The sequence below is a fragment of the Hyphomicrobium sp. CS1BSMeth3 genome (assembly GCF_900117415.1).
Lineage (GTDB): Bacteria > Pseudomonadota > Alphaproteobacteria > Rhizobiales > Hyphomicrobiaceae.
Window position 1 is genome coordinate 156,469 of the sequence record NZ_FPEI01000005.1, and the last position, 18,788, is coordinate 175,256.

An 18,788-nucleotide genomic window follows, 5' to 3' on the forward strand; every position below is an offset into this window, starting at 1 on the left:
TGGCTCCGAGCTGCGCCGACAGCACTTTAACTGAGATTAAAGTCTCCAGCGCTGCTGGCGGATTACGTTCGCACGTGAGCTGAGCGCTCTTTGCCAACCATCTCACAGCGGTGGCCCTTCGAGCTCGCGGAATAGACAATTCGCAATGTCCCTATCAGGGCGACCCAGTCACGAAACCGGACACCGATCACATGAATAACCAGCAACAACGACCGAGCCGCTTTAGCGCCGCGAACATTGCGCTCTACGGCTTCCTGGCGATCGGCGCCTTCTACCTGATCGCGGAACATCGTGCCCATCTTCTGGGCTGGCTACCCTGGATTATCATCCTTGCTTGCCCTCTGCTGCACGTGTTCATGCATGGAGGGCACGGAGGGCGTGGTGGCGATGGAAATTCATCCGCATCACCGCCTGGTCGATCACCGCACCAGCATTGATGGTTCAAGCAGAGCGCCCCATGCAGGACAATATTCCCGCCTACGGTCTTTGGTCTCTCGTTTTTCTGAATTCCATCATCTTCATCTTCTTTGCGTTCAGCTTTTTTAAGCCGACAACGCCTCGGGACTGGCGGTCCTTCGGTGCTTTCAGCGCTTTCATCATCGCGCTCTTCACCGAGATGTACGGCTTTCCCTTGACGATCTACCTGCTCTCCGGCTGGCTGCAGTCGCGCTATCCTGGCGTTGACTGGTTCTCGCATGACGCCGGCCACCTGCTCGAAGAACTGTTCGGTTGGCGCGGCAATCCGCATTTTGGGCCGTTCCACATTCTCAGCTTTGTTTTCATCGGTGGCGGCTTCATCCTGATTTCCGCTGGATGGAAGGCGCTCTATGAGGCCCAGCGGCAGCATAAGCTCGCAATTACGGGTGTCTATGCGCGCGTCCGGCACCCGCAGTATGTCGGTTTTGTCCTCGTCATGTTTGGGTTTCTACTGCAGTGGCCAACCTTGCTAACGCTCGCGATGTTCCCCATCCTGGTCTTCATGTATTGGCGGCTTTCCAAGCATGAGGAACGAGAGGCGCTTGCCGAATTTGGCGATGCCTATGCGCGCTATATGCGAGAAGTGCCAGCGTTCATCCCGCGGCTGTCGGCGCAGCGCACCAAGCCGGCGGGTGATTAAACTTGCCGAAGCCACTTTTCGACTCTCATCGGTCAAGGTCTCGGCGGGCCATCTATTCAGTCATAGAGAGCGGCGGGTCGCGGACGGGGCTCCTGGGAAGGGCCGGATTTTCGGCCCACACAGGAGTTTCTGCCGACCGGCGCTGGCCGCTCCCACGCTCGAGGTCTGATCATGCGTGTCGTTGTTGCGCTTGGCGGTAACGCGCTGCTGAAGCGCGGAGAGCCCATGAGTGCCGACGCCCAGCGCGCCAATGTGCGCAAGGCGGCCGTGGCTCTGGCTGACCTTGCCAAGGGCCATGACATCATCGTGGCCCATGGAAGCGGTCCACAAGTGGGATTGCTCGCCCTCCAGGCCGCGGCGCTCAAGGAGGTCCCGCCTTACCCGCTCGACGTCATCAGCGCCGAGAGCATCGGTATGATCGGCTACATGATCGAGCAGGAATTGGCCAATGTGCTTCCTCCGAGCACACGGCTGGCCACCTTGCTGACCCACATCGAGGTGGATCTCCGCGATCCCGCATTCGGCCGCCCCGAGAAGCCGATCGGTCCGGTTTATCAAGCGCAGGAAGCTGAGAAAGCGCGCACCGCTCATGGCTGGCCTATGGTCGAGGAGGCGTCGGGCCGCTGGCGCCGGGTGGTCTCGTCCCCTTTGCCGAAGCGGATCGTCCAGATCGAAGTGATCCGTATGCTCGTCGCCGCCAAGGTTGTGACCATTTGCGCCGGCGGCGGCGGAATTCCCGTCGTGCGCGACGCGTCTGGCAATCTTCAGGGCGTTGAGGCTGTCATCGACAAGGATCGCGCTGCCGGACTGCTCGCCGCGGACCTGGCCGCCGATGCATTGCTGATGCTAACGGATGTGGATGCCGTCTATCTCGGCTGGGGGACTTCCCAACAACGCCCCATTCGGGTGGCTCACCCTACAGAACTGTCGGCTCATCAATTTCCACCTGGGTCCATGGGGCCAAAGGTGGAGGCGGCATGCCAGTTCGCTGAGACGCCCGGTAGCATAGCGGGCATCGGACGCTTGGAAGACGCACGCGCGATCCTGGAGGGCAACGCCGGGACGGTCGTCAAGTTAGCATAAGCTTCGTTGGTGCCTTTACTCTGCAACCTTGCCCAGGGCTCTGACGAGCGCGCTGAGGCGACGTGTAGCCTGAACTTGATCTGGATTAAAGATCCCAAGGTGCGTCGGGGCGAGGTTCACCACGAGGATGTTGTCGCTTCCCATCTATCATCAGTGCGGCAGAAACCCTGTGGCGCGCCGTGACGAAACTGGCTGGGCCACCTGACGGACGAAAAAGAATGAGCTCACCGCACTCCCATCACGGCCATCATGATCATCACCAGCATGGAGGTCGCGAGTCGCCCCATGACGGCCATCACGGCGCAGCCAAGATCGTAGCGGCGGCCGGGTCCAGCCATTCCGAGCACGCCGGTCACGACCACGGTGCCATGGTCGCTGACTTCCGTCGTCGGTTCTGGGTTACCCTGGTCCTGACGCCTCCGGTACTGTTGCTCTCGCCGATGATCCGGCACTGGCTCGGGCTCACGGAGCTCCTGTCCTTTCCGGGGGACGGCCTGGTCCTCTTCGTGCTCTCAACCGTCGCCTATCTGTACGGCGGATGGCCATTCCTGACAGGCTTCTTCTCCGAGTTGCGCAAGGGGCAGCCCGGCATGATGACCCTGATCGCGCTGGCGATCTCGGCGGCCTACTTCTTCTCTGCGGCGGTCACGTTCGGCTTTCCAGGCGAAGCGTTCTACTGGGAACTGGTCACCCTCATTGCCATTATGCTGCTCGGCCACTGGGTCGAGATGCGCTCGGTGATGGGCGCGTCACGCGCGCTGGAAGAGCTCGTTCGTCTCTTGCCGGACAGCGCGACGCGGATCGACGCCAACGGTACGACACACGAGGTACCGATCTCCGATCTCAAGCCGGGCGACCGCGTCATTGTTCGCCCAGGCGCCAAGGTGCCGGTGGATGGCGAGATCGTCGAGGGGTCGTCAGGCTTCAACGAAGCAATGTTGACGGGCGAGTCACGCCCCGTCACCAAGGCGGTCGGCGCGACAGCTATCGGCGGGGCGATCAACGGCGCCAACGCCGTCACCATCAAAGTAACGGCAACGGGCGATTCGACCTATCTCGCTCAGGTCATCGATCTCGTGAAGAAGGCGCAGGCGACACGCTCGCGCACCCAGGACATTGCCAACAGGGCGGCCGCTTGGCTGACCTACATTGCCCTCGTCGTTGGCTTCGGGACGCTTTTTGTCTGGTGGCTTTGGCTTGGCGCGCCGCTCGAATTCGCGCTTGAGCGCATGGTGACGGTGATGGTGGTGGCCTGCCCGCATGCCCTCGGCCTCGCTGTTCCGCTCGTGGTCGCCGTCAGCACATCGCTCAGCGCCAGCAACGGTCTTCTGATCCGCGACCGCGCCGCTTTCGAGCGTGCGCGGAATCTACAAGCGGTGGTGTTGGACAAGACCGGCACATTGACGGAAGGCCGCTTCGGCGTCAGCGACATCGTCCTGCTCTCAGGCGGCGACCAGAACACAGAACTGAGCTTCGCAGCCGCCGCAGAGAACCAGTCCGAGCACCCGATCGCACACGGGATCGTCGCCGAAGCGAAGCGCCGAAACCTGACCATTCCGAAAGCCAGCGAGGTGAGCAATATCACCGGCGAAGGTATCGTGGCGAAAGTTGACGGACAAGATATTCGCATCGTCAGTCCCGGCCATCTCGCCCGGCAGGGCAAGCCCATCACTCACGAGAAGCTGAAGCAGCTGGAGGGTCAGGGCAAGACGGTGGTGGCGCTTGTGCGCAGCGGCAAACCGCGTGCGCTATTCGCGCTCGCCGACATCGTTCGCCCGGAATCCAAAGATGCGATCGCCGAACTGACGCGGCTCGGCATCAGATCCGTCATGCTGACGGGCGATGCGAAAGGCGTCGCCGAGAGCGTGTCGAAGGAGCTAGGGATCGCAGAATATTTCGCCGAGGTACTTCCCGACCAGAAGTCCGACAAGATCAAAGAGCTTCAGGCCCGTGGCCTTTCGGTGGCGATGGTTGGCGACGGCGTCAACGACGCACCGGCGCTCGTCCAGGCAGATCTGGGCGTCGCCATTGGCGCCGGTACCGATGTGGCTGTTGAGTCGGCTGACGTTGTTCTTGTTAAAAGCGATCCCCGCGACGTCGCCGCGATCCTCGGTCTGTCACGCGCTACCTATCGTAAGATGGTGCAGAACCTCATCTGGGCTACGGCTTATAACACCGTAGCCATCCCGATGGCCGCCGGGATCACCTTCGGCACAGGCTTCATGATGACGCCGGCTGTCGCCGCAGTGTTCATGTCGGCGAGCACGATCATCGTTGCCATCAATGCGCAGTTCCTGCGGTTCTACCGGAGGCACGCCTGATGGCGGCCCGCAGCTTCGTGCTGTCGCGACAGCCGGCCGCGCCGTTGTGAATGATTTGATCCGATCAGCCTTGTCTAGGGCGGGAAGTGAGATTTCGCTATGAAAGTGTATTTCGCCTCCGACCATGCTGGGTTTGAAGCCAAGAACAAGCTTGTCGAATATGTCCGCGATCAACTCAAGTTTGCGGTTGAAGACTGCGGTGCCTTAGCAAACGATCCGCAGGACGACTACCCGGCAATCATTGCCGTTGCGGCAAAAAAACTTTCGGACGACGTTGCGGAAGGAAAGGACAGTCGTGCAATCGTTGCCGGGGCTTCGGGGCAAGGCGAAGCCATCGTAGCGAACAGGTTCAAAGGCGTTCGCTGTGCACTCTACTATGGTGACCCCGGAATCGAGCAAGTGGACGCTTCCGGAAAGCATCTGGATATTCTCATGTCGACGCGCGAGCACAACAATGCGAACGCGCTCTCCCTGGGCCTTCGGTTTCTCACACTCAATCAAGCCAAAGAGGCCGTCACGCGCTGGCTCTCAGCACCGTTTCCAGGAGAGGCGCGCCATGCACGCAGGGTCACTCAGATAGATCAAATTTCGTAGTGATCTTGCTTGGAAGAGAAAACTGGATTTCTCATAAATCTCGTCGAGGGCATCGGTTTGGTCGTAGCTCGGCTGGCTCACTCTCGTCGCGCTTGCTATGGCCAGCCCGCGCTCCAGCGAATGCGATGCTCACGACTGGCGCGCGAGCATCGCCTTGAAGCGATAGAGGGCTACGACAACGAAGGCAGCGCCAAGCCCGACCATGATCAAAAGATCGCGCCAAACGACGTCGATGCCAGCGCCGCGGTAAAGAACTGCTTGCGCGAAGCGCACGAAGTGCGTTGACGGTGAGAGGTCCATAATCGCCTGAAGGGCTCGCGGCATGCTCTCGAACGGCGTGAAGGCGCCGGACAGCAGGAACATCAAAACGAAGACCGGGATCGAGAGTAGCGCAAATTGGGGCATGGAATTCGCGACCGTGGCGAGCAGAATGCCGAGCGACGTGACAGCGAAGAGGTAGATGGCCGTCCCTACGAGAAACAGTTCGATCGAGCCGACAATCCTTGTGCGCAGAACGACTTCAACTACGACATGAAGCGAGAACGCAGCTGCCAGAAGGATGACCAGACCGTTCGCCCAGACCTTTCCCGCGATGATCTCGCTGGCGCTTACCGGCATCACGAGAAGATGCTCGATCGTGCCATGCTCTCTTTCGCGCATCACCGCGGCGCCGACCAGAATGATGGCGAGAATGGTGACATTGTTGATGACGCCCATACTTGACGTAAAGGTGAGCGCTTCGAGATTGGGGTTGAACATGGCTCGGATCACGGTGTTGACCGGAACGAGTGTCTCGGCACGGTCGTGCTTGAGGTAGCTGGCCGTTTCCCGCGCTATGATCTCCTGAATGTAGGCCGTTCCGACGCCCGCCTGGGAGATGGTGGTGGCATCGACATTGACCTGAATGGCCGGGTTGCGACCGCCCAGGAAGTCGGCTTCCAGTCCATGCGGGATGTCGAGAATGAAAATGAAGACGCCCTTGTCCATCAAGCGGTCGAGGCTCGAGCGATCGATTTCGACCGGAGGGCGGAAGTGCGGTGGTCGGAGCGCGTCTTTGATCCGACCCGAGAGGGTCGAGCGGTCGCCGTCGATGACCGCTACCTTGGCATCGTTGACATCCGTGCGCATCGCCGTCGCCTCGGAATAGACCGCAAATGTGAAGACGTAGGCGATCAGCACGACCATCACGACGTCGCGCGAAAGGCTTGCGAACTCCTTAATTCCGAGGCGGAAGGCGTTCTCCATCCAGCGTCGCATCGCTAGGCCTCCTGCTTGCTAATCAACAACCTGGCAAGCAGCAGGAACGCCACCGCGAAACCTGCGAGCACAACGAGTTCCTGGCTGAAGGCTGCGATATCAAGCCCCTTGGCGAAGACGCCGAGGCTTATCGTCTGGAACCAGAGCGCGGGGAACGACAGACCCATGATACGCCCTGGCCCTTCGAGCGACGAAGCTGGAATCAGGAACCCCGAGTAGTGGGCTGCTGTCATCGCTGTCAGGATGGCGGTTCCGAAAATCGCCGCTACCTGTGTCGAGACGAATGCCGATACCAGGAGGCCGAAGGCCGTGGCGGCAAAGATGTAGAGGAGGGCCGCCAAGGAGAGGGCGAGCACCGAGCCTTTCGGCACGACGCCCAGGACACCGCCGGCAAAGGCAAGCAGGCTGAGATAGCTCAGTATCCCAATCGCGACATAGGGGAGCTGCTTGCCGAGCAGGTATTCACCCACAGTCGCTGGCGATGCATAGACATTTGCGATCGAGCCCATTTCCTTCTCCCGGACGACGCCGAGCGCTGTCAGCATGGCCGGAAAGATGATCAGCAGCATCATGAGCGATCCGGGAGTGATCGCGAAGACGCTGCGGAAATCCTGGTTGTAGCGAAACCGGGGCTCGACTCGCAGCGTCTCCGCCCCGAGTCCATTTGCGTTGGGCGAGGCGCGGGCGAGTTCGCCGGCATAAGTTCGAACGCTCCCCAGGATGTAGGCGCGCGCGGTCTCCGCGGGGAAGGTGTTGCCGCCGTCGAGCCAGAATCCGACTTCCGGACGGCGGCCCTGCAACAGATCGCGGCCGAAGCCGGGCGGGATGTCGACGGCAAATTTCAGCTCGCCGGCGCGCAAGCGCCGATCGATCTCGATTTCGTCGTCAAGTCGTGCCTGCTCGACGAAGTACCGGGAGTTCGAGAACTGGTCGAGAAACGCGCGGCTTTCCGGCGATTGGTCGCGGTCGAGCACTGCGTAGCGCAGGCCTTCGATGTCGAAGGAAATGCCATATCCGAAGGCCGCCATGAGCAGGAGCGGGCCGATGAGAGCGAAGGCCAGCCGGATGCGGTCCCGGCTGAGCTCCAGCGCTTCGCGTCGCGCAAACGTCCAGATCCGCCTTACAGAAGCCAGGCGCGATCTATGGGGCGTAGTGGGGCCGTCTTCGAGGGGAGACGACGCAGGCTCGACGAATGCGATCGCGCCATTGACAGCCTGTTCTTCAGATCCTGTTGCGGTCGTGTCCTCCAGATAGGCGATGAAGGCGTCTTCTAGGCTCTCCGCGCCGCGCGCGACCTGAAGCTCGTGCGGCGTACCAACGGCCAGCACCCGACCCGCATGCATGAGAGAGATGCGGTCGCACCGTTCGGCTTCGTTCATGAAGTGCGTTGAGATGAAGATCGTGACACCGTCGCGCCGCGACATCTCCAGCAGAAGGCTCCAGAAGCGATCGCGGGCCGCTGGATCGACGCCGGAGGTCGGTTCGTCCAGGATCAGGACGTCCGGCCGATGCAAACATGCCGCCGCCAGCTGAAGCCGCTGGCGCATGCCCAACGGCAAAGCATCCGGCAGGGTTTCCGCGACGTCAGTAAGTTCGAACCGCGCCAGGGCTTCCTCGACACGTTCGACAAGTTTCTTACCGCTGATGCCACAGAGGCGCCCGTGCAGCTCGAGATTGCCTCGCACGGACAGTTCTTCGTAAAGCGAAAAGGATTGCGACACATAGCCGATCCGCGTCCTGGTCATGATGTCGCGCGCGTTGACTGGCTTTCCAAGGAGCTCGGCGTGTCCTTCCGTCACCGGCAGCAGGCCGGTCAGCATCTTCATCGTGGTCGTCTTGCCGCAACCATTGGAGCCGAGGAAGCCGAAGATCTCGCCCTGTTCGATCCGGAAGCTCACATGGTCGACCGCCGTGAAATCAGCGAAGCGCATGGTTAGCCCTTCGGCAAGGATGGCAGGCGGGCCGCCAACCCACTCGCGACGCGGAACCGACGAAGCCGCGCGCGCCCCGCGCCGCTCCGGGCGCTGCAGTTCGATATAGGCCTGCTCGAGCGTGGTGGATCCGGTACGGGCAAGAAGCTCCGCCCGGCTGCCATCGGCGATGACGGCGCCGTCATCCATCGCCACGATACGACGGAATTCGCCCGCCTCCTCCATGTAAGCTGTTGCCACGATCACTGTCATGGCAGGTCGCTCGCCCTGTAAGCGCGCAATCAGCGTCCAGAACTGGCGGCGCGACAGCGGATCAATCCCCGTCGTCGGCTCATCGAGGATGAGAAGATCGGGATCATGCACGAGCGCGCAGCACAATCCGAGCTTTTGCTTCATCCCGCCGGACAGCTTACCCGCCGGTCGGTCGGCAAAGGGAAAAAGTCCGGTGACCTGCAAGAGCTGATCGATGCGCCGATGTTGGCGTCCCTCAGGCTGATTGTACAGCCGGGCGAAAAAGTCGATGTTCTCGATCACCGAGAGGGTCGGATAGAGATTGCGTCCGAGGCCTTGTGGCATATAGGCAATTCTGGGCGCGGCCTCGCTCCGGTGCGAGGTCGACGCCATGTCGCCACCGAGGACGCTGACCGAGCCACGCTGGATGCGGCGCACACCCGCGATTAGCCCGAGCAGCGTCGACTTGCCGACCCCATCAGGGCCGACGAGAGCAAGTTTGGAGCCAGACGGGATTGAAAGATCGAGACCGCGAAGCGCGATCACCTTTCCGTAGGCATGATGGACACCCGTCAGGCTGACGGCTGCTGCGGGATCAGCGTCCATCGGGGAGCCTCGGCGCAAGCTCGGACGGCCAGCTGGCATCGCCTGCGATCTGGACATAAGCATTGCCGGTCATTCCCGCCTTCACATATCCACGCTCGGATGCGACCAAGGCAGGGTCGATGTGTAGCTTGACGCGATACATTAGCTTCTCGCGCTCGCTCGCCGTCTCGACGAATTTCGGTGTGAACTGTGCGTCGGCGGAAACGAACGACACGGTCGCGGGCAGGACATAGCCTCCCGCGCCGTCGAGCACGAGGCGCGCTTGCGTACCGACTGCGACGCGGCCGGCGGTCGACGTGGGCAGGTAGATCGTCATGTGAGCATCCGAGAGATCGAAGACGGTCAGCACCCGCCCTCCGGCGCCGACAACCTCACCGGCTTGCGCCAAGCGATATTCGACGCGTCCCGACACTGGAGCCTTCAACGTCATATCGGCAATGGCGGCTTCGATTTGGCTAACCTGCGCCTCGGCGACTTGCACCGAGGCTTTGGCGTCCTCAACGGCCGCTTTCGCCGTCCGAAGCGATGCCCTTGAAATGTCACGCTGTGCCGTTCGGCGGTCCTGCTCGGCCTGCGTCGAAGTGTTCGATCGCATAAGATCGACGACGCGCTGAAGCTCGATCTGCGCGAGATTTAGTTCGGCCTCGCGTAGGGCAACACTCGCCTCCGCGCTGGCTACGCTCTGGTGGCTGCGGTGGATGGCGGCTCTTGCGGCCGTTAACTGGGCCTGTATCTCGCTCGTATCGAGGCGGGCGAGAACATCGCCCTTCCTGACGTTGGCCCCCTCATTCACCGCCACTTCAGCTAAGCGGCCGGCGTACTTGCTGGTAATGTCGACGCGCTCGACCTCGATCCTTCCATTCACCCGCGCCAATCCCGCCGGCACGCGATTTTGCGTTCCGAGCCAATACACATAGGCGCCGGCCGCAGCGGTGGCGACCAATACGATGATGACGACAACCGTAGATCTGCGCACCTTACGTCCTCTTGAGCAGCGAGCGCCCGCCGAGCAGGCTGATGTGGCAATTTCCGATCCGCATCACTTGACCAAAGCGAGGCCTGGCTGACGCGGCGCCTCGCGCTCGAGACCAAGGGTCAACTTCGCAAGATCGTCGGGACCAAGCGTTTCTCGGGCAAGAAGCTCTCGCGCGCTCGTGTCGAGCACAGAACGGTTGCGTTCGAGGACAGAGTGGGCTTTTTGGAAGGCGTGCTCGATGAGATCTTTCACCATGTGGTCGATGGCTTTGGCCGTCTCATCGCTATAGGTTCGGGGGCGCCAGACCGGGGTTTGGCCGACCAGGAAGCCGCCTGCCTCCGACTCGTAGGCGACCTGTCCGAGCTCCTTCGACATTCCGAATCGAACGACCATGTTGCGCGCGATGTCTGTCGCCTTGACGAGATCGTCCGCCGCGCCTGTCGAGATCTCGTCGAACACCAAGCTTTCGGCAGCGCGTCCGCCGAGCAGCACCGCCATACGATCCTGTAATTCGGATTGGCTCATGAGGAACCGATCCTCCGTCGGCCGCTGAAGTGTGTACCCAAGCGCAGCGATGCCGCGCGGGATGATCGAGACCTTCTGCACCACGTCGGTCTGCGGCAGCGCCATGGCAACAAGGGCGTGTCCCATCTCGTGATGGGCGACAATTTCGCGCTCGCGAGGGATCAAGATGCGACTCTTCTTTTCGAGTCCGGCAACGATGCGCTCAACAGCCTGTGTGAAATCGTCGAGGGTGGTGGCAGTCGCGTCTCGGCGCGTTGCGACAAGCGCGGCCTCGTTGACGAGATTCGCGAGATCGGCGCCGGTGAAGCCTGGGGTGAGCGCGGCAATTGCCGCGACCTCGAGATCGGGCGCCACACTTATCTTCTTCAGGTGCACATTGAGAATGTCGATCCTGCCCTGACGATCAGGACGGTCGACGAGAACCTGGCGATCGAAGCGTCCGGCACGCAGCAGCGCCGGGTCAAGGATCTCGGGTCGGTTGGTCGCCGCCAGAACGACAATGCCGATGCTCGGATCGAAACCGTCCATCTCGGCGAGCAGCTGATTGAGCGTTTGCTCCTTCTCATCATGCCCGCCCCCGGGCGCATCGATGCCTCGCGCCCGGCCGAGTGCATCCAACTCATCGATGAACACGATGGCGGGTGCTTGCTCGCGTGCCTGTTGGAAAAGGTCGCGCACGCGCGAGGCTCCAACGCCAACAAACATCTCGACGAATTCCGAGCCGGTGATCGAGAAGAACCGAACGCCCGATTCCCCGGCAACGGCGCGCGCGAGAAGCGTCTTGCCCGTTCCGGGCGGTCCGACGAGCAGGAGACCCTTGGGAATGCGGGCGCCAAGCCGGCCATAGGTCGTGGGGTCTTTCAGGAACCCTACGACTTCGGCGAGTTCCTGCTTGGCTTCATCGACGCCCGCGACATCGGCGAATGTAACCTTCACGTCGTTCTCAGCATAGACCTTGGCGCGGCTGCGACCGATGCTCATCAGACCGCCATGCTGCCCGGCCATCATCGGGCGCAGCAGAAACATCCAAATCAGCACGAACATCGCGGCCGGCATCAGCCACGACAGCAGGTTTTCGAAGAGGCCCGGCGCAGGCTGACCGGAGAAGGAAATATTGCGGCGCGTCAAGGCATCGGCGATCTGAGAATCGACGCGAACGGTGGAGAAATGTGCGGGGGCGCCCTTGTCGACCGGCTGTTTGTAGGCTCCGGTGATCTGGGTGGGTCCGACAACCAGGTCGGTGACGCCGTCCTTTTCGACCAGGCTCTGGAATTCGCTATAGGGGATGACCTTCACGTGACTCTGGCCGACCAGCAGATCTCGAATGAGGAGAACGGCGAAGACAACGGCGATGAAGTATAGGATATCGAATTTGAACACCTGTTTGGCGGGAGCCCTGTTTTCATTTTCCATCAGGCGCCTTCCGTACTTTAACTCTCGCCCGTCACGGCCCGATCCGGCGCGTAACCGACCGGCCCTTCTTTGAGCGTTAAGGCCGACATAACTCTCGCCAACGATGGTCCCATTCAAGCCCCGCTCGACGGCGACGATGCGCTTCCGGAACGGCTCAAACTTTAACTCAAATCAAGTTTGCATTCGGAAGCTCCCTTTGCCGCAACACCCAGAACTTGATCTCGATTAAAGAATTGGCGTTCCGTGCGGCCTTATCAGGAACGTCTCTTCCCGTGGCGGACGAAATGACCAAACCGACGATGTGTGCTGCCACCGTCGAGACGAGATCGAGAAAGACAAAGCAATGGCGCGCGTCTCTCCTCCCAACGATCGTCCTAAGCCAATCATTCTGGCGCTGCCGGGGAACGACGCTTTTGCACGAAGTCTTGCAGACGCTGGCGCAGGGGAACTGGGCGTCATCGAAACCCGCTATTTCCCGGACGGCGAAACTTATGTGCGCCTTGCCTCCGATGTGGCTGGCAAGACGGTTCTTCTGATTTCTACGCTTGCTCGCCCTGATGAGGGCTTTCTGCGCCTTGTCTTCGTCGCCGATGCGGCGCGCTCTCTCGGCGCCTCCGAGGTCACGCTGATTGCTCCCTATCTTGCCTATATGCGGCAGGATCGCCGCTTCCAGCCAGGCGAGGCCATCACCTCACGAACCTTCGCACGCCTCGTATCATCGAGTTTCGATCGCCTTGTCACAGTCGATCCGCACTTGCACCGCTATCCGGCGCTGTCTGCGCTATACGACATCCCGGCGCACACGGTGCATGCTGCGCCGCTCCTGGCGAACTGGATCGCCGCGTCGATTGCAAAGCCGCTGGTCATCGGACCCGACGAGGAAAGCGAGCAGTGGGTGTCGGCGATCGCGGCGCGGATCGGCGCGCCGCACGCGGTACTGCGCAAAGTTCGCCATGGCGATCGCGATGTAGACATCGAGCTGCCGGACCTTTCGCAATGGAATGGCCTCCAGCCTGTTCTGGTCGACGATATTGCCTCGTCTGGCAACACGCTCATCGAAGCGGCGCGTAAGCTGCCGTTGCAGGGCTTTTCCCGCCCGGACGTCGCCGTTGTGCATGGCATTTTCGCCGGCGACTCCTTTGAGCGGCTGACGCCTCTCTGCGGCAGGATCGTCTCGACCGATGCCGTCATTCACCCGAGCAACGTGATCGGGCTTGCCCCACTGATCGCCGATGCGATAGCAGCCGCGGACACTTCCGACTTAGAACTGATCCGCCATCGGCGCCCACCCGAACCGCTCGACGATGTCGAGCGCGCCGGTATCGACTCCTTTCCCGCGAGCGATCCACCGCCCTGGACCGGCGGGGTCGCATAGCGCAGCTGATACAAAGAGCTCCACGAATCCAAGATAGGCAGCAGCGCATGGCCGCTACGACGTCTTCAGCCTTCGAACACTGGCGGGCCGGCTACGGGCCGATCAATCATGGCGATGAGACGATCGAGCGTATCCGGGCCTTCGCGCAGTCGGCCAGACTGGATCAGGATGAGCTTTACCGCCGTCTCGCCGCCGCTGACCGGCTGACCTGCGCGGGAATGTGGACGGTCGTTCACATGACCTATGCGAAGCGTGTCGACCTTTCTGGAGCATCGCTGCCTGTCGAAGCCTTTAAGGCTATCCCGGAAGGGCATACCGGCGGATCATTGAACATGGTGCCCGCCTTTGTCGGGTATCTCACTGCCAACGCGATCTCAGCCACAACCCGCGCCTGGTTGATGGGACAAGGCCATTGCGTCGCCGCTATTGAAGCGATCAACGCGCTCACCGGCGATGTCTCCGATGCGCAGAAAGGGCGATACGACCGCAGCGAGAAGGGGCTGTCCCAGCTTGCCGCCGATTTCTACTCCTACGCGATCGGCGCCGACGGCCGGCCGGCGGTCCCGCTCGGCAGCCATGCCGGACCGAATACCGCTGGTGCGATCTCGGAGGGCGGCTATCTCGGCTTTGCCGAAGTTCAATACGTTCATGCGCCGTTGCCGGGGGAGAGCCTGATCGCATTTCTGAGTGATGGGGCGTTTGAGGAACAGCGTGGTTCGGACTGGACGGCGCGCTGGTGGCGGGCAGAAGATAGTGGCCTCGTTGTTCCGATCATGATTCTCAACGGCCGACGCATCGAGGAGCGCGCTCAGATCGCGCAGCAGGGCGGTGCGGACTGGCTGGCCGATCATCTCCGGCTTAACGGCTTTGATCCCTTCATCATCGACGGCCGCGACCCTGCCGCCTTCGTTTGGGCTATCCTGACGGCGGAAGAGCGCCTGGGCCGTTTTGCCGACGATCCAGCCCGCCGCTATCCCGCACCGATGCCCTATGCCATCGCCGAAACCTTAAAAGGCTTCGGCTTCCCTGGCGCGGGCACCAATGCGGCGCACAACCTGCCGCTCATCACTAACCCCTCCCGCGACGAAGCTGCGCGCAATGCGTTCAACGATGCGGCCCGCGCTCTGTTCGTCGCACCGGTCGACATCGAGGCAGCCGTGGCCGCCATCGCCATTCATCAGGAGCAGAATCGGCCGGCGGAAAGCCGACACCCACTCGCTTCGCGCCGTCCGTTGGCACCAAACCTGCCGAAGCCGCAATGGACCGGGATAAACACGCCACCGGATTGTGCCATGCATGCCCTCGACCGTTGGTTCGTGCGCCTTGTCGACGCCAATCCGGCGTTGCGGGTCCGGGTCGGCAATCCGGACGAACTCAGCTCCAACCATATGGGCGCGACCCTCGAGCGGCTATGCCATCGCGTCAACGCGCCGGAGACAGGTGTGGCCGAGGCTCGCGATGGCAGCGTGATAACGGCGCTGAACGAGGAGGCGGTCGCCGCAGCGGCTCTTGCCAACAAGGGCGGGATCAACCTCATCGTCAGTTACGAGGCCTTCGCGATGAAGATGCTCGGCGGCCTGCGTCAGGAGATTGTGTTCGCCCGCCGGCAACGCGAGGATGGAAAGGAGCCGGGCTGGATCTCGGTGCCGCTGGTCGTCACCTCGCACACCTGGGAGAATTCGAAGAACGAGCAGTCGCACCAGGATCCTACTGTCGGCGAGGCGCTCCTGGGCGAGATGTCCGACACGGCGCGCGTCCTGTTTCCGGTCGACGCCAACAGCGCCGTCGCCACAATGGCTTCGGTGTTCGAGGGACGTGGGCAAGTCGCCTGCGTGATCGTCTCGAAGCGCGACATGCCGCATCGCTTCGATGGCGACGCCGCCGTCCGTTTCGTCACCGACGGCGCCGCTCACATAGACGGCCAGGTAGACGACGCGGAGCTGCAGATCGTCGCGATCGGTGCCTATCAACTCGAGGAGGCGCTCAAGGCCGCCCGTCGTCTCAAGAAGCGCGGACGGCACGTGCTGGTGACCGCGCTGACCGAGCCCGGGCGTTTCCGCGTTCCGCGTGACCCGATCGAGGCGCGCTTCGTGGTGGCAGACGACACGCTCGCGGGTCTGTTCCCACCCAATGTTCCGCGCTTGATCGTTTCGCACACGCGTCCTGAGCCGATGCTCGGTCTGCTGCGACGGCTCGACGGCGGGCCGAAGCAAACTGCAGCGCGCGGCTACATCAGCCGGGGCGGGACGCTCGACGTCGCCGGCATGCTGTTCGCCAACCGTTGCTCGTGGGCGCATCTGATTGACGCAGCCGTCCCATTGGCCGGCTGGTCGCGCGAAGATCTGCTCACGGCCGCCGAATGCAATGCCATCGATGGGAAAGGCACTCCCGCCGATCTTTCGACTCCCACGCATTGAAGGACGACATGCTCACACTCACCTCCCTCGGCGGCGCTGGTACCGTCACCGGCTCGAAGCATCTCCTCTCCAACGGGGACAAGCGCATCCTGATCGACTGCGGTTTGTTTCAGGGCCTTAAGAACCTGCGCGAGTTGAACTGGGCGCCATTGCCGATCGCGCCGTCGCGCATCGATGCTGTCATCCTGACGCACGCCCATCTCGACCATTCGGGATATCTTCCAAAGCTCGTGCGTGACGGCTTCCGGGGAAGGATCTACGCGACAGAAGCGACACGCGATGTGGCCGAGCTCATTCTCAAGGACAGCGGGCATCTTCAGGAAAAGGATGCCGAATACGCGAACCGGAAGGGATTTTCGAAGCATAAGCCGGCGCTTGCACTTTACGGCATCCGCGATGCCGAGCGCAGCCTTGAGTTCTTCTCGCCTCTTCCCTTCGACAAGCCGGTTCAGCTGCCGTTCGGCGCGACGCTGACGTTCCGTCATGCCGGTCACATCCTGGGCGCCGCGACTGCCGAGATCGAATGGGGTGGACGCCGCGTCGCTTTCTCGGGCGATCTCGGCCGCTATGACGATCCGGTTCTCCCCGATCCAGCTCCGGTTCCGGAGGCCGACTATGTCGTTATCGAGTCGACCTATGGCAACCGCCTGCACGACCCGGCGGATCCAACCGAAGCGCTTGGCGGCATCATCGAGCGCACGGTCGCGCGCGGGGGGACGGTGGTCATCCCCGCCTTCGCCGTCGGTCGCGCCCAGTCTCTGCTCTACCATCTCTGGAAGCTCAAGACGGCAGGACGGTTGGCTCAGGTGCCAGTCTATCTTGACAGCCCGATGGCGATCGATGCCACCGACCTCTTGCACGCCCACCGCCGCGACCACCGGCTGACACCGGAGCAATGCAAGGAGGTTTGCGCGATCGCGACCTACACCCGCGACGTTGAAGGTTCGAAGACCATTACGGCTAGCGTCTACCCGAAGGTGGTGATCTCGGCGAGCGGCATGGCGACCGGCGGTCGAGTGCTTCATCACCTGAAGACTTTCGCCCCCGATTTGCGCAACACGATCCTGTTCTCCGGGTTTCAGGCGGCAGGCACGCGCGGCCGTGCCATGCTGCAGGGCGCACAAGAGACCAAGATTCATGGTTTTTGGATTCCGGTCCGGGCCGCCGTCGAGGAGCTGTCGATGCTGTCGGCCCATGCTGACGCCAATGAGCTGGTGCGATGGCTATCGGGTTTCCGGCGCCCGCCTTCCCGCGTGTTCATTGTGCACGGCGAGGATGAAGCTTCCGAAGCCTTACGCGTTCGCATTCACCGCGAGCTCGGATGGGACGCGGTGGTTTCGCGTCAAGAACAGGCATTTGAGCTATGACGCAAGACGACCTCACCATCCCGGCCCAGCCGACGCTTCGGGTCCGACGCATTCGGCTGCACACGCAGCATCAGGCGGTGGTCGTGATGCGCACCGACTGCCACGTCTGTCGTTCGGAGGGCCTGTCTGCCCGCTCGCAAGTGCTCGTCTCGAACGGTAGCGTGGACGTTCAGGCCACCTTGTTTCAGGTTGATGGCGATGGGCTGATCGCTATCGACGAGGTCGGCCTCTCCGAGACCGCCTGGCAACGGCTCGGCCTGAGCGACGGCGACGCGATCCGGGTGAGCCATGCCCCCGCAATCGATTCTCTCGCCAGTGTGCGCCAGCGCATCTACGGCAATCGCCTTGACGCTCGGGCCTTTGGCGAAATCCTGCGCGACGTGGTCGCCGGGCGCTATACCGAAGTCCATCTTGCCGCGTTCCTCACCGCGAGTGCCGCGCTGCCCCTTGATGAGAATGAAACCGCCGACCTGACTGGCGCCATGATCGATGTCGGCGAGAGGATGCGGTGGAACGCGCCGACTGTCATCGACAAGCACTGTGTAGGTGGCCTCCCTGGTAACAGGACCACGCCGATCGTCGTCGCGATTGTGGCCGCGAACGGGCTGGTAATGCCCAAGACTTCCTCGCGCGCCATAACCTCGCCGGCCGGCACCGCCGATACCATGGAAACGTTGGCACCAGTCGAGCTGGACACCGCGACTCTGAGGCGTGTCGTAGAGAACGAGGGAGGCTGCATTGCCTGGGGTGGTGCCGTTCATTTGAGTCCCGCTGACGACATCTTCGTGCGGATCGAGCGCGAACTCGATGTCGACACCGAGGGCCAGCTCGTCGCTTCGGTCCTGTCCAAGAAGATCGCGGCGGGGGCGACCCATGTCGTCATCGACATCCCGGTCGGTCCGACGGCCAAGGTGCGCGGCGAGGACGCCGCCAATCGTCTTGCCTCCCGCCTCGCCGCGGTGGCCACGCGCTTCGGCCTCGCGACGACCTGCGTCCAGACCGACGGCGCTCAACCTGTGGGTCGCGGCATCGGACCGGCGTTGGAGGCGTGGGACGTGCTCGCCGTCCTGAAGAACGTGTCGGATGCACCCGACGATTTGCGTCGACGAGCGGCGGCGCTGGCCGGAGCCGCGCTGGAGATCGGTGGCAAGGCCGTGACCGGAGAAGGCGTCAACCTGGCGCTCGAAACGCTTTCGAACGGTCGGGCGTGGTCAAAGTTCGAGGCGATCTGCAAAGCGCAAGGGGGCCTCCGCACGCCGCCCAAGGCCTCATATGTCCATCCTCTGACCGCGGAGCGCGCCGGGCGTATCGTGCATATCAACAACCGCAAGCTCTCCCGGCTCGCCAAGCTTGCCGGAGCTCCGGAAGCAAAGGCGGCAGGCATTCAAATGGCCGTTCGACTTGGCGACGAAATCGATCGCGGCCAGCCGCTACTTCATGTGCACGCCGAGACGACGGGCGAACTCGCCTACGCGCTCGACTATGCTGCCCGGGCCGGGACTATTATCGAGGTCGAGGCTTGACGTCGTTCTGGCCAGGATCGATGCTCCGCGCGCATCCGAAAGATGGATTCCG

13 protein-coding genes are annotated in these 18,788 nt (G+C 62.2%); 9 read left to right on the forward strand and 4 right to left on the reverse strand.

All coding sequences use genetic code 11. From position 1 onward, the window contains the following. Positions 1 to 191 precede the first annotated feature (191 nt). The 5 genes from CS1BSM3_RS09925 to CS1BSM3_RS09945 all read left to right on the forward strand — a co-directional run bounded on the left by CS1BSM3_RS09925 (position 192) and on the right by CS1BSM3_RS09945 (position 5,115). Entirely contained in the window at positions 192 to 437 is a 246-nt protein-coding gene (locus CS1BSM3_RS09925) for a DUF2933 domain-containing protein (RefSeq protein WP_072386896.1), read from the forward strand. A gap of 20 nt (positions 438 to 457) precedes the next feature. Then, complete coding sequence (locus CS1BSM3_RS09930; RefSeq protein ID WP_072388039.1) at positions 458 to 1,117, forward strand: methyltransferase family protein; 660 nt, start codon at positions 458 to 460, stop codon at positions 1,115 to 1,117. Between the two features lie 171 nt (positions 1,118 to 1,288). Continuing rightward, entirely contained in the window at positions 1,289 to 2,200 is a 912-nt protein-coding gene (gene arcC, locus CS1BSM3_RS09935) for a carbamate kinase (RefSeq protein ID WP_072386897.1), read from the forward strand. 368 nt (positions 2,201 to 2,568) lie between these two features. Then, entirely contained in the window at positions 2,569 to 4,521 is a 1,953-nt protein-coding gene (locus CS1BSM3_RS09940) for a heavy metal translocating P-type ATPase (protein ID WP_244540473.1), read from the forward strand. Positions 4,522 to 4,620: 99 nt separating this feature from the next. Continuing rightward, complete coding sequence (locus CS1BSM3_RS09945; protein WP_072386899.1) at positions 4,621 to 5,115, forward strand: RpiB/LacA/LacB family sugar-phosphate isomerase; 495 nt, start codon at positions 4,621 to 4,623, stop codon at positions 5,113 to 5,115. A gap of 129 nt (positions 5,116 to 5,244) precedes the next feature. Here CS1BSM3_RS09945 and CS1BSM3_RS09950 read toward each other — a convergent pair whose 3' ends face one another. The 4 genes from CS1BSM3_RS09950 to ftsH all read right to left on the reverse strand — a co-directional run bounded on the left by CS1BSM3_RS09950 (position 5,245) and on the right by ftsH (position 12,054). Beyond that, positions 5,245 to 6,372: an ABC transporter permease gene (locus CS1BSM3_RS09950; protein ID WP_072386900.1), complete on the reverse strand. Its 1,128-nt coding sequence runs from the start codon at positions 6,370 to 6,372 to the stop codon at positions 5,245 to 5,247. 2 nt (positions 6,373 to 6,374) lie between these two features. Beyond that, the gene (gene rbbA / locus CS1BSM3_RS09955) at positions 6,375 to 9,140 is read right to left on the reverse strand and encodes a ribosome-associated ATPase/putative transporter RbbA (protein WP_072386901.1); all 2,766 of its coding nucleotides are present in this window, start codon (positions 9,138 to 9,140) and stop codon (positions 6,375 to 6,377) included. After that, positions 9,130 to 10,116 (reverse strand): HlyD family secretion protein, encoded by a 987-nt coding sequence (locus CS1BSM3_RS09960; protein WP_072386902.1) that lies wholly within the window; start codon positions 10,114 to 10,116, stop codon positions 9,130 to 9,132. Before CS1BSM3_RS09960 ends, rbbA begins: the two co-directional genes overlap by 11 nt. 63 nt (positions 10,117 to 10,179) lie before the next feature. After that, positions 10,180 to 12,054, reverse strand: coding sequence for an ATP-dependent zinc metalloprotease FtsH (gene ftsH / locus CS1BSM3_RS09965; protein ID WP_072386903.1), 1,875 nt, complete (start codon positions 12,052 to 12,054; stop codon positions 10,180 to 10,182). A gap of 343 nt (positions 12,055 to 12,397) precedes the next feature. On the opposite strand from ftsH, the gene CS1BSM3_RS09970 reads away from it, so the two are divergent. The 4 genes from CS1BSM3_RS09970 to CS1BSM3_RS09985 are packed head-to-tail and all read left to right on the forward strand — an operon-like array spanning position 12,398 to position 18,736. Next, positions 12,398 to 13,429 (forward strand): ribose-phosphate pyrophosphokinase, encoded by a 1,032-nt coding sequence (locus CS1BSM3_RS09970; RefSeq protein WP_072386904.1) that lies wholly within the window; start codon positions 12,398 to 12,400, stop codon positions 13,427 to 13,429. 47 nt (positions 13,430 to 13,476) lie between these two features. Continuing rightward, on the forward strand, positions 13,477 to 15,846 hold the full coding sequence (locus tag CS1BSM3_RS09975; protein ID WP_072386905.1) for a phosphoketolase family protein: 2,370 nt from the start codon (positions 13,477 to 13,479) through the stop codon (positions 15,844 to 15,846). Between the two features lie 8 nt (positions 15,847 to 15,854). Continuing rightward, positions 15,855 to 17,213 (forward strand): MBL fold metallo-hydrolase RNA specificity domain-containing protein, encoded by a 1,359-nt coding sequence (locus CS1BSM3_RS09980; protein ID WP_072386906.1) that lies wholly within the window; start codon positions 15,855 to 15,857, stop codon positions 17,211 to 17,213. Beyond that, positions 17,210 to 18,736: a thymidine phosphorylase family protein gene (locus tag CS1BSM3_RS09985; RefSeq protein WP_072386907.1), complete on the forward strand. Its 1,527-nt coding sequence runs from the start codon at positions 17,210 to 17,212 to the stop codon at positions 18,734 to 18,736. Before CS1BSM3_RS09980 ends, CS1BSM3_RS09985 begins: the two co-directional genes overlap by 4 nt. Positions 18,737 to 18,788: the final 52 nt, after the last annotated feature.

Bases quoted from the DNA above. Each gene is read 5' to 3' on its own strand.
- CS1BSM3_RS09925 (WP_072386896.1), top strand. From the start codon at position 192: ATGAATAACCAGCAACAACGACCGAGCCGCTTTAGCGCCGCGAACATT.
- CS1BSM3_RS09930 (WP_072388039.1), top strand. From the start codon at position 458: ATGCAGGACAATATTCCCGCCTACGGTCTTTGGTCTCTCGTTTTTCTG.
- arcC (WP_072386897.1), top strand. From the start codon at position 1,289: ATGCGTGTCGTTGTTGCGCTTGGCGGTAACGCGCTGCTGAAGCGCGGA.
- CS1BSM3_RS09940 (WP_244540473.1), top strand. From the start codon at position 2,569: ATGGTCGCTGACTTCCGTCGTCGGTTCTGGGTTACCCTGGTCCTGACG.
- CS1BSM3_RS09945 (WP_072386899.1), top strand. From the start codon at position 4,621: ATGAAAGTGTATTTCGCCTCCGACCATGCTGGGTTTGAAGCCAAGAAC.
- CS1BSM3_RS09950 (WP_072386900.1), bottom strand. From the start codon at position 6,372: ATGCGACGCTGGATGGAGAACGCCTTCCGCCTCGGAATTAAGGAGTTC.
- rbbA (WP_072386901.1), bottom strand. From the start codon at position 9,140: ATGGACGCTGATCCCGCAGCAGCCGTCAGCCTGACGGGTGTCCATCAT.
- ftsH (WP_072386903.1), bottom strand. From the start codon at position 12,054: ATGGAAAATGAAAACAGGGCTCCCGCCAAACAGGTGTTCAAATTCGAT.
- CS1BSM3_RS09970 (WP_072386904.1), top strand. From the start codon at position 12,398: ATGGCGCGCGTCTCTCCTCCCAACGATCGTCCTAAGCCAATCATTCTG.
- CS1BSM3_RS09975 (WP_072386905.1), top strand. From the start codon at position 13,477: ATGGCCGCTACGACGTCTTCAGCCTTCGAACACTGGCGGGCCGGCTAC.
- CS1BSM3_RS09980 (WP_072386906.1), top strand. From the start codon at position 15,855: ATGCTCACACTCACCTCCCTCGGCGGCGCTGGTACCGTCACCGGCTCG.
- CS1BSM3_RS09985 (WP_072386907.1), top strand. From the start codon at position 17,210: ATGACGCAAGACGACCTCACCATCCCGGCCCAGCCGACGCTTCGGGTC.